At 29.0% G+C, this 15,853-nt stretch carries 16 protein-coding genes and 1 pseudogene; 15 read left to right on the top strand and 2 right to left on the bottom strand.

What is annotated here, in order from left to right:
* The first annotated feature begins 646 nt into the window (after positions 1-646).
* Positions 647-871, top strand: coding sequence for a DUF1659 domain-containing protein (locus CSPA_RS28940; RefSeq protein ID WP_015395973.1), 225 nt, complete (start codon positions 647-649; stop codon positions 869-871).
* A 38-nt stretch (positions 872-909) separates the two neighbouring features.
* Positions 910-1,131, top strand: a complete 222-nt coding sequence (locus CSPA_RS28935) for a DUF2922 domain-containing protein (RefSeq protein WP_015395972.1) — start codon at positions 910-912, stop codon at positions 1,129-1,131.
* Between the two features lie 171 nt (positions 1,132-1,302).
* On the opposite strand, the gene CSPA_RS28930 is transcribed toward CSPA_RS28935, so the two are convergent.
* Positions 1,303-1,539: a hypothetical protein gene (locus tag CSPA_RS28930; RefSeq protein WP_015395971.1), complete on the bottom strand. Its 237-nt coding sequence runs from the start codon at positions 1,537-1,539 to the stop codon at positions 1,303-1,305.
* A gap of 211 nt (positions 1,540-1,750) precedes the next feature.
* Between CSPA_RS28930 and CSPA_RS28925 the strand changes: the two genes are divergently transcribed.
* Positions 1,751-2,197: a hypothetical protein gene (locus tag CSPA_RS28925; RefSeq protein WP_015395970.1), complete on the top strand. Its 447-nt coding sequence runs from the start codon at positions 1,751-1,753 to the stop codon at positions 2,195-2,197.
* A 12-nt stretch (positions 2,198-2,209) separates the two neighbouring features.
* Here the strand turns inward: CSPA_RS28925 and CSPA_RS28920 are convergent, their stop codons facing one another.
* On the bottom strand, positions 2,210-3,058 hold the full coding sequence (locus CSPA_RS28920; protein WP_015395969.1) for a hypothetical protein: 849 nt from the start codon (positions 3,056-3,058) through the stop codon (positions 2,210-2,212).
* 778 nt (positions 3,059-3,836) lie between these two features.
* Here CSPA_RS28920 and CSPA_RS28915 point away from each other — a divergent pair.
* The 12 genes and pseudogenes from CSPA_RS28915 to CSPA_RS28860 all read left to right on the top strand — a co-directional run bounded on the left by CSPA_RS28915 (position 3,837) and on the right by CSPA_RS28860 (position 15,676).
* Complete coding sequence (locus CSPA_RS28915; RefSeq protein WP_015395968.1) at positions 3,837-4,271, top strand: hypothetical protein; 435 nt, start codon at positions 3,837-3,839, stop codon at positions 4,269-4,271.
* A 94-nt stretch (positions 4,272-4,365) separates the two neighbouring features.
* Positions 4,366-4,767 (top strand): hypothetical protein, encoded by a 402-nt coding sequence (locus CSPA_RS28910; RefSeq protein WP_015395967.1) that lies wholly within the window; start codon positions 4,366-4,368, stop codon positions 4,765-4,767.
* A gap of 39 nt (positions 4,768-4,806) precedes the next feature.
* Positions 4,807-5,040, top strand: a complete 234-nt coding sequence (locus tag CSPA_RS28905; protein ID WP_015395966.1) for a hypothetical protein — start codon at positions 4,807-4,809, stop codon at positions 5,038-5,040.
* A 129-nt stretch (positions 5,041-5,169) separates the two neighbouring features.
* Positions 5,170-5,520: a hypothetical protein gene (locus CSPA_RS28900; protein ID WP_015395965.1), complete on the top strand. Its 351-nt coding sequence runs from the start codon at positions 5,170-5,172 to the stop codon at positions 5,518-5,520.
* An 18-nt stretch (positions 5,521-5,538) separates the two neighbouring features.
* Positions 5,539-6,057 (top strand): hypothetical protein, encoded by a 519-nt coding sequence (locus CSPA_RS28895; protein ID WP_015395964.1) that lies wholly within the window; start codon positions 5,539-5,541, stop codon positions 6,055-6,057.
* Between the two features lie 50 nt (positions 6,058-6,107).
* Positions 6,108-6,539 (top strand): hypothetical protein, encoded by a 432-nt coding sequence (locus CSPA_RS28890; RefSeq protein WP_015395963.1) that lies wholly within the window; start codon positions 6,108-6,110, stop codon positions 6,537-6,539.
* Between the two features lie 163 nt (positions 6,540-6,702).
* Positions 6,703-8,037: an AAA family ATPase gene (locus tag CSPA_RS28885; RefSeq protein WP_015395962.1), complete on the top strand. Its 1,335-nt coding sequence runs from the start codon at positions 6,703-6,705 to the stop codon at positions 8,035-8,037.
* 36 nt (positions 8,038-8,073) lie between these two features.
* A complete protein-coding gene (locus tag CSPA_RS28880) occupies positions 8,074-9,621 on the top strand; it encodes a VWA domain-containing protein (protein ID WP_015395961.1) in 1,548 nt (515 codons plus the stop codon).
* Between the two features lie 332 nt (positions 9,622-9,953).
* Positions 9,954-10,433: a DUF1256 domain-containing protein gene (locus CSPA_RS28875; RefSeq protein ID WP_015395960.1), complete on the top strand. Its 480-nt coding sequence runs from the start codon at positions 9,954-9,956 to the stop codon at positions 10,431-10,433.
* Between the two features lie 358 nt (positions 10,434-10,791).
* Positions 10,792-11,574 carry a hypothetical protein gene (locus tag CSPA_RS28870; RefSeq protein WP_015395959.1) on the top strand — a complete coding sequence of 261 codons (783 nt, stop codon included), beginning with the start codon at positions 10,792-10,794 and terminating at the stop codon, positions 11,572-11,574.
* Positions 11,575-11,635: 61 nt separating this feature from the next.
* A pseudogene (locus tag CSPA_RS29370) lies at positions 11,636-12,013 on the top strand (transposase); the annotation flags it as partial.
* A 117-nt stretch (positions 12,014-12,130) separates the two neighbouring features.
* Positions 12,131-15,676, top strand: a complete 3,546-nt coding sequence (locus CSPA_RS28860; RefSeq protein WP_015395957.1) for a leucine-rich repeat protein — start codon at positions 12,131-12,133, stop codon at positions 15,674-15,676.
* Positions 15,677-15,853: the final 177 nt, after the last annotated feature.

Raw genomic sequence — 15,853 nt, 5'->3', positions numbered from 1 at the left:
ACTTTTTTAGTATAGTGAGTTTTAATACATTATGTTACATGCTTTGTAACAAGTATATAAATGTAGAATTAAGATTTAATATAATGGATATGTACTTTTTGTTGTCACCATATTTGTTACAATATATTTACATAAAGTGTAACAGATAAATGTACATATTATGTAACATTATTTGATACAAGAATCAAAGTAAATTTGTTACGAAATAAGTTACAAAATCAGTAACTAAAATATAAATAGAATGCTTATTATTAACCATTTATATAGTTTTTAAACTGATAAATAATAATTATATAAGTTGAAATTATTATTCATTATATGTTTTAATATTTAATTTACTATATGATATCAAAATTACATTTATATTATAGATTATTATAATAATTATAGTTTAATTTCAATCATTAATTTTATCATAAATTTTATTAAAATTCTAATATATATTGAAATAAATTATCTATAACTATTAATCTTTTTTCTTCTTATATATTATACAAATTAATTATAACTTTTTCTAATAAAAAAATCCAATCCAATCAAAGTAAAATTATTACATTTAAATTACAAAAAATATTTTAAATACCTATATATTTCCAGAACAAAGGTATATCTATTAATTAAGAAGAAAGGAAAGGGGGTAAAATGTATGGCAGTTTCATTAACAAAGAAAGCAACTTCACTTGGGATTGAAGTTCAAAAAGGTGTGGACAAAGCAGGAGATGCGATTTTCAAAACTAAGATGTTTGCAAATGTAAAAAATGATGCAGATCCATCCGCTGTTTATGAAGTGTCTCAAGCAATAAAAGGTGTAATGGCTGATAAAACAAGAGATACCTTTTTGAGTGTTACTTCAAGTATCGATAACAATTAGTTTAGAGCAATTTAAAAAAGAAAGGAGGTAAAGTTATTATGGAATATGTCTTAGCTATAACATTCAATACTCCAGGAGGTACAACAAGTACTTTAAGTATAACTGGAGTTAAGCCTGATATTACTAAGGAGCAGGCTGTATCTTTAATGGATACAATAATTTCAAAGAATATATTTGAAGTAAATGCTGGTGAACTTATAAGTAAAAGTGGTGCAAAGCTTACTGAAAGAAAAATCACTAAATATGATGTTGCTGCTTAGCAGTTAAGTATTAAAGAGAGATTAATTTCTAAGGTAAATTAATCTCTCTTTTATCATATTTACGTTATGTATATCTATATTATAGGCTATTCTAAAAAAATACTACTATAGTATAGAATTTCAAAATAATGGGGAATTTATATGGATTATGAAATAATTGAGAAACTAGTATTAAAAGCTAAAATTTTTTATGACAGATGAAGTTTTTGCAATGTATTCTTCAGAAAGCTTATCTATTCCATCGCAAATAACCTTAAGAGAACAGTGCTCACAAGCTGTAATTATGCTTTCAGCCTTAAGAGAGCAAGTTAAGATATCATTGAAAGTTGAATTTCTTATGGCAAGGGCAATTTGCTTTTTATCAAAGGCTTCTGAGTCTAGATCAGCTATTTTTATAGTATCATTCATATAAATTCCTCCTGTAAATTGTTTATTTAACTAATAGATATGATTAAGGTAAGAAATTATATAGTTTATTTTTTTATTTTAGAGGAAATAAAATTAGAAATTACCATGAACTATTAGTTATTTTTAAGCTGTATATTGTAAGAATATAAAAATATATATTCTTTAGAATGTATATTCTTAGAATTTTTAACTTTGAGAGGAGATTTTTGAAATGAAACTTAATAGATCTATGGACAAGGATGAATTTAAAAATGATTTTAATGAAGAAGAAAAAGAAATAATAGGTTTTGATAATAATATACAGGGAAATGAATTAGCAAGCTTTAACTTTGAGAATGGGGATTTATGCTGTGATAAAATAGATGGGGATTCAAAGAATCAATTTCAGAATTTAAGAAACAACGAGAGAATTATACCACTTTCAAAGATACACAAAACAAAATTTTTAAGTGGCATTGGCCTTACAAAAAATGAAAATGGAGCTGCACACATAATTGATGGTGAAGCTCCGGATAGCAAAAGATGTTATAACTTAAGATCATCAACGGTCCGAAAATTATCAGAACTTAAGAGTATACATCCAGATATTAATATTTGTGTATCAACTATTGTTGATATGGCTGTTAATTATTTTTACAGCTGTATTAAGGAAGAGTAATTTTTTATTATTCTAATGAGAAGAATCAAGACCAGGAGTTTTAAAGGAATTATACATCCGTTCTACTACAGGTTGATAATACTCTTTTTCACTAGTTGGATATGTAAAGCCAAAGCGATTAAAAGATTTTTTACCTAATATAAAATATTCATAAGTAATCTTTCCATCTTTTTCCCAAGACAAAGTATAAGAGTTCTTTCCTAAATGCGAATAAGATGGAGTTACCTTTTCGTATTCTAAAGACTGATTATAATAATATTCTACTGTTTGAAAAATAGCATTGTTCATTCCACTTGCGCCTAACTCAAGGCGACCATCAGCACTTTTAAAATCTGCACCGCCACCCATAAATTGTAGATTACTAGGATAATCAATGGAAAAGAGAAAGCGTTTATTAGTGTAAGTTTTATATGTAATATTACTGTTATTATTACTATTATCATCAGAAACCTGATTGCTTTGTTTTGCTTTTGTTGGAGTATCTTCTATTAAACCATTGCTATTTAAGTAACAACCGTCTACTGTGGTATTAGTGGGCATGGTTCCATCAGTATTTAAATAATACCACTGATCCTTATTTTTTATCCATCCAGTCCTCATTTTCCCATCATCGCCAAGATAATACCAAGAATTCTTATCTTTAACCCAGTCTACCTGTAGAACATTATTTTTATAAAAATGCCAGCTGTCGTTTTCTTTAATCCAGCCTTCTTTAACTTCTTCTGCTGTTACTTTTACATTGCTTTGAACAAGAGTATTGTTATTACTTTCCATTTTTGCAGCTAAAACTGCACCACCTACTGCACAGGATGAAACCAGAACTATTGCCAAAGCTCCACCAATTATTATTCCCTTACTCATTTTATTTTGTCCCATTTAAGTATTTTGTGTTTATAAAATTAATTAGATTATTATTTGGTTAACTTTCCATTTTAAGAAACATTTTACATTATAAGCATATATTAAACAATCTTGTATTCCATTAATTACATTAGATTTTAACTAATCAAATTAATATAAATATATAATAGATGTAGAAAATGCATTACAACATATTTTCTATATTCATTAAATACATTTGTAATAAATATGAAGTATTTCAACAATAATATATAAGTAATTTATATAAAAATTTATATAAATTATTGACAACACTAATCTCATAATCTACTTATATATATAGAATATGCTTATAAATAAGTAACTTATAATGTAACAATAAAACTAACACATTTAGTAACACAAAAAGTAATTTATTTACTTACTCTATTAATAACATAAAGAGTTACATTAATAGTAACTAATAATAATACAAAGATAGTAACATAAAATATTACTTAAGCTGTCACTTAAAAATATACTAAGTAAGGTCTTAAAGTATAATTAGTTATTATAAAAAAGCAAAAGTATTTATTAAAAATCATATATAAGAAATAAAAGTGTAAAATATATGGCAAATAAAAAATTTATATATATAGTATTTATACTATATATATAAATTTTTCATTTGAAGCTAGAAAAATAAGCCCTAAAGAAAACTTTTTAGTAATTTTACAAAAAAATGTTAAGAGTCTATTTCGATTACGACCAAAATGTGGTAACATAGTATTGTACTACTTTTAACTATGGGGGAATTACCATGAAAGAGATGGTTAATATTGGCAATAAAGAGCGAGCATGTAATATTTTAATGTATTTAGAATTTAAAGCTTCTGTTGGAGATTTTTATGTTTTTAAATGCAGCAAAAGATATTATAAAAAATCTAATAAAATTGAGAAATGTAACTTTTACGTTGTATATAGCCTGAAAAGAAAAGATGTTTTATTTAAATTTCATGTGGAAAATATGGGGGATATTTTTGGGTTCCTTACGGATAATGACAAAATTAAATTTCTTGAGGAAGTGTTATTGTTTGGTGGAATAGTCATGCAGGATATAGCAGTAGAGAAGATACAAACTGGCAGTTATTCTTTGCATATTGCTAATAAGCAGGATATCTATAATAAAGAACTTGTGTTTTCTAAATACAATGCAGAAGTGAACTTAATTGATCCTAAGCATTTATGCTGTTAAAATTAGAAAAATTATTAACAGTTTTAAGTCGTTTTCGACTTAAAAGGTATTGAAAAAATGGCAATAGTTAGGCTATATTAGAAGGGGGAATTAAATGGTAATAACAAAAATATTACCACTATGTTTATGTTCTGTTTTCTTAATAAATTTAGGAATCTGTAGTGGAAGCAGCAATTTTGATTACAAATGTGCAGCCAAGGAAAAAATCAATAATCACTTAGCAGATATGTCATTGATTAGAGTAAATGAAAGTTTAATTGAAGTTGTAGAAATGCAGCAGGAAGAAAAAGAGCGTAGAGTACGGGTTGGGTTTAATAGCTATGATATAGGAATTCCAAGTGGAATCACCCATAAAGAGATGGCAAATGTACTTAATACTTCACATCATGCAAATTTACTAAAGCTTTCAGATGCTTTTGTTGATGCAGAAAGGCAGTATAAGGTAAATGCCTTTGCTCTAGTTGCAATAGCAGCTGCTGAGTCTGGATGGGATTAAAGCTTAAGAGCTAATAATGGGAATAACAATATTACAGGTATGGATGTTCAATTCAATTCATCAAAAGGAACTGTATATGCTTCAAAATATGAATGTATAATTGATTTGGCAAGGCAGCTTAGAACCTATTATTTAACACCTGGGGCTTGTTATTATAGTGGAGGGAGCACAAGTAAAGTTAATAAATACTACAGTGCCGATTCTAAATGGTATAAGACTATTGATAAAATAGGGGATGAATTAGTTTTTGAATATGATAGATTATATAGATAATAAAGAACTTTAAGTGATTTTTAAAAGTTCATGCAGCAAATTTAAATTAATAACTGTAATATATAAAGAGAATAGCAATGCAATAATAAGTCGATTTAGACTATAAATTAATTGTTGACATCATAAGGTATGCAAGGAGGAAAAACTACGAGAGATTTTAAAAGGGATGTCTTGAATTTAATTGTTGAAAAATCTGGGAAATATTATGAAGCTTTATTAAAGGATGGTTATGCAATAGTAGGAGATAACTATATTGCAATTGAATTGAAGAAACAGCTTAATGTAAATAAAATAGAATATTTTGTATTAACACATTTAAGTGTTGAGTATTTAATAGTTAATTTAAATGGTTCCTATAAGTTGGAAAAAATGTTGAAAAGTATGTATGCAGAAACTGAAAGGACCAAGATAATATCAATGCAGTTAGTACCCATAATTGAATATTTTAAAAATAAAAATGTGGAGAAAATTAATTTTTAATTAATTATATATAGAAATATGGCAGAGATTTTACCTGCCAGGAAAGAAGGAATTAAATTGAAAAATAAAAATGCAAAAACTATTAAAAAAGATAAAGTATTTGAGGAGGTACAAGATATTTCAAAAAAGGATAATGAGATTATGGCTCCAGCTTTAGAGAAAATCTTAAAGGTTATTAGTGATGAACTTGATGCTGATAATGAATTTACTGTAAGACAAGGATATATAGCTTTGTCAAAAGCGCTTGTATACATATCTCAAGCATTATGTGAAAATGAAGAATTCTTTAAGAAAGAAATTGATGCAGCTCAAAAAATTGCATTAGAAAAGATAATTCCATCAATGCTTCCATTAATAAAAGATGGTAAGATTGTCGATGAAAATTATGATAAAGAAGATCTTTCTGTAAGAAGAATGATGATGGCTCTTGCACAAGCTGGAGAATATATAATTTGGAGAATGCTTGTATCTAATATTCAAGATATTGAAAAAGAAGATAATTCAAAAGTTGAAACAGAAAATAAAGAAAAACAATAGTAATTATTGTAAAAGGTCATTATTTTAATTATAATTTTAGGAGAATGAGAATGAGAGAACTTGAAGAAATGCTAAAAGATTATATAAACTGCAAGAATATGAATTTCTATGCTGTATCATTTGTAGAGGATCAAGAAAAGCCAAATGAGAAGGAATTAGAAAAAGAAGATATTTTAAAGCAGCTAAAAAATCATACTTATAACATATCTCAGGTCTATAAAATGTTAAGTGAAGGCAAACTCACAGCTGCTGATATTGCAAAACATACATCAATAGATAAGTACGACTTATTAATGGATGAACTTAAAGACTTTGATAGAAAGCATAATAAAAAAATAAAAGCTGCAGATGTGGATTTAGATAATAAGGTGAAAGTAGTGAAATCTGATGAAAGTAATTCAGAAGAAATGATTTCTGATTTATCAAAAAAGCTCATGGATTTCTTAACTGATGCTAAAGAGATATTGTTAATAAAGAAATAGGATTTTAAATTAAGCTGAGCAGGGTATTTTCATAATGACCCTGCTTATTTTACTCTTTAGGGACTGCTCATGAAGGAATGAAAAAGTAGTCTTTTATAACTGTAAACTGTAAATTGTAAACTGTAAAGGCGTAGCCTTTTATTTTAGGGGGAAATGGGTAATAGTGTTTGATTTTAGTAAAGTTGATGAAGAAGCAAAGGTTGATGTATTAGATATTAACAAAAGAAAGAAAAAAGTAGAAAAGTTTAATCCCAAAGGTGAAGTTTCAAAACGTGTGAATACGTCGATAGTGAAAGCTGTAGAAGGCACTATTAATGATATTTTAAAGATTGAAGAGGAATTAAATGAGCTCTTTATAGAAAGAGAAAATGAAATAAGAATGCTTACCTTAGCATTTATAACAGGCTCTAATGGATTTTTTCATGGACCTGCAGGAACAGGGAAATCTGCTTTAGTAGAAGAGTATAGAAATAGAATAGAGGATTGTAGCTATTTTAGAATACTTATGGGAAAGACTACAGAGCCTAGTGAAATCTTTGGCCCTGTAAGTATTAATGCAATGAAAAATGATATTTATAAAGTAAATACTAAAAATAAACTTCCTGAAGCAAATATAAGCTTTGTGGATGAGATTTTTAAGGCTAATAGTGCAGTATTAAATAATTTACTTACTATTATGAATGAAAAATTATTTTTTAATGAAGAAATTCAAAAAGTACCATTAATATCTTTAATAGGTGCCAGTAATGAATATTATGAAGAGGACAACCTTATAGCTCTATATGACAGGTTTTTGCTAAGATGGAATATAGATTATATTAATGAACCTTCAAATAGGATAACTCTATTTAAGAATTATTTAGATAGAAGAAGAGAAAGCTCTTTATTACAGGAAAATGAAACAGTGAAAATGCCTGTTTGTAAGATAAATATTAAGGATTTAATGGTTATTAATGAGAAAGTTAAGGAAATTACAATTAGCATAAAAGTGCTAAATACATATAATAAACTTTTAAATACGTTACTTAGGAAAAATATTGTAATTTCAGATAGAAGAAAAAATGAAAGTTTAAAAATAGTGCAGGCAGCGGCGCTTTTAGATGGCAGGGACGAAGCTGAAATTCAAGATTTAGAGGTATTAAAATATACTTTATGGACGTATGAAGAAGATCTAGCAGCAATTTTAGAAGAGGTAGAAAAATTAGCTAATCCAAATAAAAATAAATTGAGAAATTTAAAAGCGACCTTTGAAGCTTATAAAAAGCAGCTTCTTGATTTAGAAGATAACAAAGGTTCTGATCAGTATGTGTTCAATAAAACTATGGCAGTAACTGAAATAATAAAGAATATTAATTATGGCGTGAATACCATAAATGGGATTCTTAGTTCAATGAAAAAAGAAGGCAGAGATAATAGCAAGGAATTTAATGATTTTATGAAGCTCTTAAACGATATGGAAGAGTATGCAGAAAATATTAAAAAGGATATTGTGCTATAAATAAGCTGATTTATAGCTAAGGGAGGATTTGTTATTATGCTTTCAGCCAATGTTGAGTTTTTAGATGTAATAGATGATAAAATTCATTTTAGCTCCGTCAAATTGGATTATATAGATAAGGAAATATTTAAAGATGCCTTAAGGGACGCAGAAAAACTTAGGGAAACCATAGAAGAAAACAACGAGAGAACTCCATTTTTTGAGAAGTTGAGTGAAGATTTATTTAATGCTTTATATAAGGTTGCACCAAAAGTTTATAATGAGGAAAATGTAGCTGTTTCTCTAAAGCTTGAAAATAAAATATTAAAAAGATTAATTGATAACGACAATTTTAATAAGCTTAGGAAAAATACAGCTTGTGATTTGTTTAATTCAACTTATGCCTTAAGCATGTTTTTAGATAAAGCTCGTGAAATCCTTGAAAATTTGGCTAAGCAGTCAGAAGCACATCAATTTTTGATGGACAATATAAATACAGCTATTGCCTGCCAGGAGCAGCTTATAGAAGTCGAGCAGCAGTTAATATATGATCCTGAGGATGATGATTTAAAGGGACAAGCGTGCAATTTGAAAAAATTAATAGATAAGGCTGATAGCAATATTTTAAAGGCACAGAAAAAAGGGACAGATATTGTAGATATAAAGAAAATAAGTGACTCATTAAAGGATGTTTTAGCAGAGGTTCAAAAAAAGCTAAGTAAAGACTGGGGGTTAATGAAAAGTTTTGTCACTCTTCCTAAGGCTCCTGGAGATGAAAATGGAAAATTACAAAAGGTTAGTTATGAAGAAAAACTTGAACTTGCAAAAGCTTTAACTAAAAGCAGTATTATTAAGCATATTTCAAAAAGACTTGGCAAGATGAGAACTTATATAGAGGATATTAACAAAAATCCAGGAAAGTATGGGCTTACAATTTCAGGAGTTGGAGTTGGAAACAGCATAAATAGAATTTTAAGCTGTGAAAAACTCCTTTTAGCAGATAAAGACTTAGAAAATCAATTTTATAAAAAATATTTAAATAAAACCCTTCTTCAATATGAAGTGCATGGCGAAGATGAAATAAACGGTCCCCTTATAGCATGTATAGATAATTCAGAGTCTATGAAGGGGAAAAAAGAGTATTTTGCAAAGGCTATAGCCATTTCAATGTTTCAAATAGCGACTAAAGCTAAAAGGGCTTATAGATGCGTATTGTTTGATAACACCGTAAACAAAGTGATAGATTCAAAAAAGAATGAATATAATTTGAAAAAAATAATAGAAATTGCAGAGACCTTTTATGGTGGCGGTACAGAATTTGAGCCTCCGTTAGAAAAAGCGTTAGAAACTCTCTCCAATCATAAATTTAAAAAGGCAGATATACTTTTTATTACAGATGGAGAACCAGTTAAATTTTTATCTATGGAATTTAGAAAAAAATTAGAGGCTTTAAAGAAAAAAAGAAAATTTATAATACATGGAATCATAATTGGGGCAGCAAATGAAAAGTATATGATGGAATTTTGTGATTACATAATAAGATTTGATGACTTGGCAGATGAAAAAGCCTTGATCAATATTTTTAACAATATAAGTTCCAATTAAGAGTGTACTTCTCAAAACTTACCGAAATCAGATACATATTTATTACAGCGGACTAATGAAATTTTCGCTGGATGGGTTCTAAGTGGAAGGTTGCACCCATTTCTGGATGTTCCTAAAGTAAATTTATGACAAGCAGAAAGTGGAACAACCTTCCACTAATAACCATCACAGCTTAATTTCATATGCCGCTTGCACAAATATGTATCTAATTTCTAGTGTAGTGTTGTGATTATAATTTCTCAATGATGTATGTATATTACATTTATAAGTTTTATTATTAATTTGGATATCTATAATGAAATACAAAATTTGTAGAAGAGGGGAAATGAAAGTTGACTATTAGAAAATTAGATGAAAATAGTGCTGAGGTTTTAGCGGAAATATGTATAAATCCAAAGAGAAAAATATTTTTATGTATAGGAACGCCAGAGCATGTTTGGGATAGCTATGGTCCTATGGTTGGCTCTCTTCTTGCAGAAAAAGATATATTATGTTTTGGGACAATGAATGATAGAGTTGATTCTTATAATGTTGAAAGCATTGAAGAGAAAATAAGGAATGAATATAAAGATGCTTTAATTATAGCAATAGATAGCGCAGTTACAAGATCTGAGGCTAAAACAGGAAAGCTAGCCATAATAAGAGATGGTGTAAAGCCAGGAGAAGCTTTTACCAAGAATTTAAGGAAGGTTGGAGATTATTCAATTCTTTTTGGGGTAAATTCAGAGGATATAAATAATAAGCTAATAGCGCTCCCGTTTAGTGCTGCTCTTGAAACTTATAATGTGATAATTACTTCGATGTTTAGTTAATTTATGAGTGATTTTTTATTATAATAATTAGGCATTATTTTTGTTGTATATATTGATATATATGCAGTAATTATAATATTTATATAAATATATTTGTTACGTTTAATGATACAAACAATATAACATTTAAAGTAACATATTATGTAACTTTAAATGTTATATTATTTGTACTTTTTTTGTACTTAAAATTATATGGGAGATTACCATTTATATTAAGCATTGATATCTTTATAATAAATATAGATTTTTGAATTGAAAGAATATATTTGCTAATTATATAAATACTGTTAAATATTAATGCAATTTGTTATAATTACTATGTTGAAATTATAACTATTAAAACTAAGGGGAAAATAAGATGGGTAAGAATGTGTTAATTTTAGGAGTGACAAGTGCAGTGGTAGTTATTGCATGCGGAGCAGGAGGTGCTATATATGCATTAAATGCATCAAGCGATAGTACTCCAAGTAAAGCTACTGCAAATTATGAACTTAAGAAAGAACAAGCAAAACAAAATGGATGGAATCAAAAAGATGGCGATTGGTATTATTATAAAGATGATAAAGTTCAAACAGGCTGGGTTCAAGATAATGGTTCCTGGTATTATTGTGATGATTCAGGAAAAATGAAATTAAACTGGCTTCAGGATAAAAGTAAGTGGTACTATTTAGGATCAGATGGAAAGCTTAGAACAGGTTGGATAAAGGATAGTGACAAATGGTATTACATGAATAATGATGGAACAATGGCAGTAAATACAACAATTGATGGATGTTATTTAAATCAAGACGGAATTATTGTGGAGACACCGGCAAAGAAAAAAGAGAACGATAGTGAAGCAAGTTCTAATAACAGAAATGCTCCTATTGTAATAACTTATACTACTAATTCTAATGGTGATATATTGACCTCAAGTTATCCTAATGGTTCAAGCATACAGGTAAAGCTAGGACAGGTTATTAAACTTGTTGAAAAAGATTATAAAACTAATCCAAGAATTCTAGCAAATCTAACTTGCATGAAATGGGAAAACTCAAAAGAAGTTAAAGCAATAGCTGTAGGTGGAGGGGATATACGAATTGTCCCTCGTTATTGTGATTGGGATAAACAATATATATATCACATTATTGTAAGTAATTGATAAAAAGATACAAAGAATATAATAATATTTCTAATTGAAAAGGGGCCGTCGCACTAAATTAGTGTGCGGCTCATTTTCGTGGAAAAAAGATTATACAATTAATCAGAAGTTTTATCAATTAAAGCTTCCATTAAATATTAATTATATTATACCAGCTAATGATTCAGTGCGATTACTAAGTCAATTTGTAGAGGAGATGGATTTAAAAGATTTATATTAGACTTATTTTCTAGTAAGAGAAAATCAAGTATCGCCAAGAAAAATGCTGGAGATTATGATTTAGGGTTAGATGAATAAACTATATTCATATTGGGACATTGAAAAAGCATGTCTTAGAGATATTAAATTTATGTTTTTACTTGAGGAGGCGACTGCTCCAGATTATGCAACATTTGCAAGATTTAGAAGTTTGCATTTTGCCACATGTGCAGAACAAATATTTAGATTGAATAATTGGAATACATTAGGCTATAGAATATGTTTACATAATTAGACTTATTAATACAGACATGATAAAATATAGAAATAGTATATTTTGACAAAAGGGGTAGACAATATGTTAAAAAGAAATAAAAAACTGATTAGTAAAATATTAGTATTAAGCATGTGCGTAAGTATGGAGGCAACTACACAGGTATCTGCAGCAGCTAATGAAACTGGAGGAAACAAGACAGTAGAAGTATGGAATAATAAGTCGGTTAATGCAGTTATTAAGAATTCAGGGTTCCAATTTGATACTGCTACAGGCATGATAATAAAATATGTTGGTAGTGATTCTGATGTAATAATACCAAGTACAATAGATGGCGTTTCAGTAACAAGTATAGGAAATAGCGCATTTAAAAATTGTACTAGTTTAACTAGTGTAAAAATTCCAGATACTGTGATAAGTATAGGACTTGGCGCATTTGAAAGCTGTACTAGTTTAACAAGTATAACAATTCCGGAAGGTGTAGCAACAATAGAAAATAATTCATTTGCTGGATGTAGTAACTTAAAAGAGGTGAACCTACCTGATACTATAACAGAAATAAAAGATGCTGCATTTGAAGAGTGTGATAAATTGCAAAATATAACTATACCTAATGGAGTAAAGTCTATAGGTGACGTCGCTTTTATGGATAGTGGATTAAGAAATATAACTATACCTGGTAGTGTTAGTAGCATTGGTGAAGGAGCATTTTTTCAATGTATTGGATTACTTAAGGCGACTATATCTAGTGGAGTAACACAAATAGGGAAATCAGCATTCGCTAACTGCACACAACTTTCAGAGATAAATATACCAGGTACAGTATCAAGTATAGGTGCTCAGGCATTTTCGAATTGTGGTTTAAGAGGTGTAATTATTTCAGAGGGTGTAAAAACCATAGGAGATGATGCGTTTAGTGAATGTACTATTTTAAAAATAGTAAATATTCCAGATAGCATAGTAACTTTAGGAGATAATATATTTTATAAATGTGAACATCCTAAATTTTATGTGAAGAGTGAAGCTACAAAAAATCTTCTACATAATAGTTCTAATAGAATATGGGAAAGTATAATTTACATTGTAAGTAATTCGGATTATGAATTTGATAAAGATACAGGGACAATAACTAAATATAACGGTAACCAGGTAGATGTGGAAGTACCAAGTGAAATTGATGGTGTAAAAGTAAAAAGTGTCGGGGATAATGCTTTTGCATATTGTATGAATTTAAAAAGTGTAAAATTAGACGATGGTATAACAGACATAGGACCTTATGCATTTGAAGGATGTATGAACTTGACTAATATAGATGTACCTGAAAGTGTAAATAGTATAGGGGGGTGGGCATTTTATAATTGTAATAGCTTAACAAGCATAAAAATACCAGATGGTGTAGTATCACTATCAAAAAATACTTTTTACTGTTGTACGAGCCTGACAAGTATAATAATTCCTAAAAGTATGAAATCTATAGAATTTAGTACATTTTTTAAATGTGATAATGCTACATATTATGTTCCCAATAATGCAGTTAGACAACTTTTAATTAATTCAGGTCTTTCTGAACATGATACTAAGATACAAGTTGATGGTAGAACATTAAATGAATTGGACTTTAAATTTGATGCAACTAATCAAAAGATAGTAGGTTATAATATTTTGCGAGATGATATGAATATACCTAGTGAAATTAATGGAATTAAGGTAAAAAGTATAGGTGATAATGCATTTGCTGAATGTTCAACTATGAAAAGTACAGAAATTCCTGATGGTGTAACAAGTATAGGAATTAAGGCATTTTGCAATTGTTATGACCTAGAAGGTATAACAATACCTGAAAGTGTGACGAGTATTGGTGGAGGAGCATTTTTGATGTGCGATAACTTGAAAAGTATAACTTTACCAAGCAATTTAACAAGTATAGAGCCTAGCACATTTGTTGGATGTGATAAATTAACGAGTATAAATTTGCCTAAAAATTTAAAGAGTATTGGAAATGGAGCATTTGCTGAATGTAATAGTTTAGACAATATAACTATACCAGAAGGTACGAAGAGTATCGATAAATTTGCATTTGATAATTGTACATTGCTAAAGAGTGTATTTATCCCAAACAGTGTGACATATATAGGAGAAAATGCATTTGATGGTTGTAATGATGCAATATTTTATGTAAATAGTGGAGAACAAAAACAGCGTTTAATAGATAGTGGTGTTAATGGAAGTAAGATTGTAGTAGCTAATCAACCTCAAAAATTACAAGTAACAAACATATCGTTAAGTTTAAATAATTTAGATTGTGTAATAGGAGATAAAAAAACATTAACAGAAACAGTAACACCAAGTGGTGCAACTGATCAAACAGTAACATGGAGCAGTAGTAATAATAATGTCGTAGCGGTAGATCAAAATGGAAATATAAATGCGGTAGGAGCAGGAAGTGCCACAATAACGTGTACAGCCAATGATGGAAGTGGAATAAGTGCAACATGTGCTGTAACTGTAATTGGGCAAAGTAGTACAGGCAGCACTGGAGGAAACAGTGGTATTGGTAATACAGGAGGCACAGGTAACACTGGTGGAAACGGAAGTAGTGGAAATACAGGAGGTACAGGTAACACTGGAGGAAACAGCAGTAGTGGAAATACAGGAAGTACAGGTAACACCGGAGGAAATAGTGGAATCATTAATCTAACAAATGTTAAAGTAGCTGGGATAACTATTGGCGGAAATAGCAGCATCGGTGCAAAAGGCGGAACTTTAATACTTACGCCAAATATAACTCCAAGTAATGCTACAAATAAAAATGTAACATGGACATCAAATAATCCAAGTGTAGCCACTGTTAATGCTCAAGGCGTTGTTACAGCTATAGCTAATGGAACTGCTGCGATTATAGCTACTGCTACTGACGGAAGTGGAATTACAGTAAATACACTTATCACTGTAACAGGACAAACTGCATCTAGCACTGGCTCTGATTCAATTTTAGAATCAGTTTCAATAAGTGGAACAGAAGAAGTAAGCCATAGATTGAAAGCTAACGTAAGATATACAGGAACAGAGCCAAGTTTGGATTATAAATGGCAAAGAGCTGATACAAGAGATGGAGAGTACACAGATATAAGTGGTGCTGATGAAAAAGAATATAGATTAAAAAGCAGTGATAGAAATAAATATATTAAAGTAATTGTTACGGCAACAATAAATGGTACTAATTATACTGTAAATGATACAGCAGGAAAAATCGATAGAAATACCTCAAATGACGATAATAATTCAGATTCAAGCAACAATAGCACTAATAATGATAATAATAACAATATTGTAGTATTGAGACCAACAACTACAACTAATTATTCGCCAAGTGGGACAATATATAACGCAACAACTTCAAGTGGTTTTTCCCCTTCAGTTAGTAGGGCGTTTACAAACCCATCAGGTCATCCAGTAAGTGGATGGATAAAAGTAAATAATAATTGGTATTACATAAATAGTAATGGAATGCCAAAGGTTGGCTGGATAAATGATAATGGCAAATGGTATTATTTAGATCAAACAGGAGTTATGATAAGCAATTCTTCTATAGATGGATACTGGCTAGGTGCAGATGGAGCAATGGTTTAATTACCAAAATATCAGTAAAGGAGTCACAAAATATGTAACTAATTATGATACATATTTTATGACTTTTTTTGTTACAACTAGTGTAACTATATTAGTTTCATATACTGTATCAAAATAAGTACTTAATATTGTTACATTTTATGTTACTTAAATTTTTTATCAAACTTATATTATCAA

It is taken from the genome of Clostridium saccharoperbutylacetonicum N1-4(HMT), assembly GCF_000340885.1.
In the GTDB taxonomy this organism is placed as follows: Bacteria; Bacillota; Clostridia; order Clostridiales; family Clostridiaceae; genus Clostridium; species Clostridium saccharoperbutylacetonicum.
This window is presented reverse-complemented; position numbering and strand designations above follow the sequence as displayed.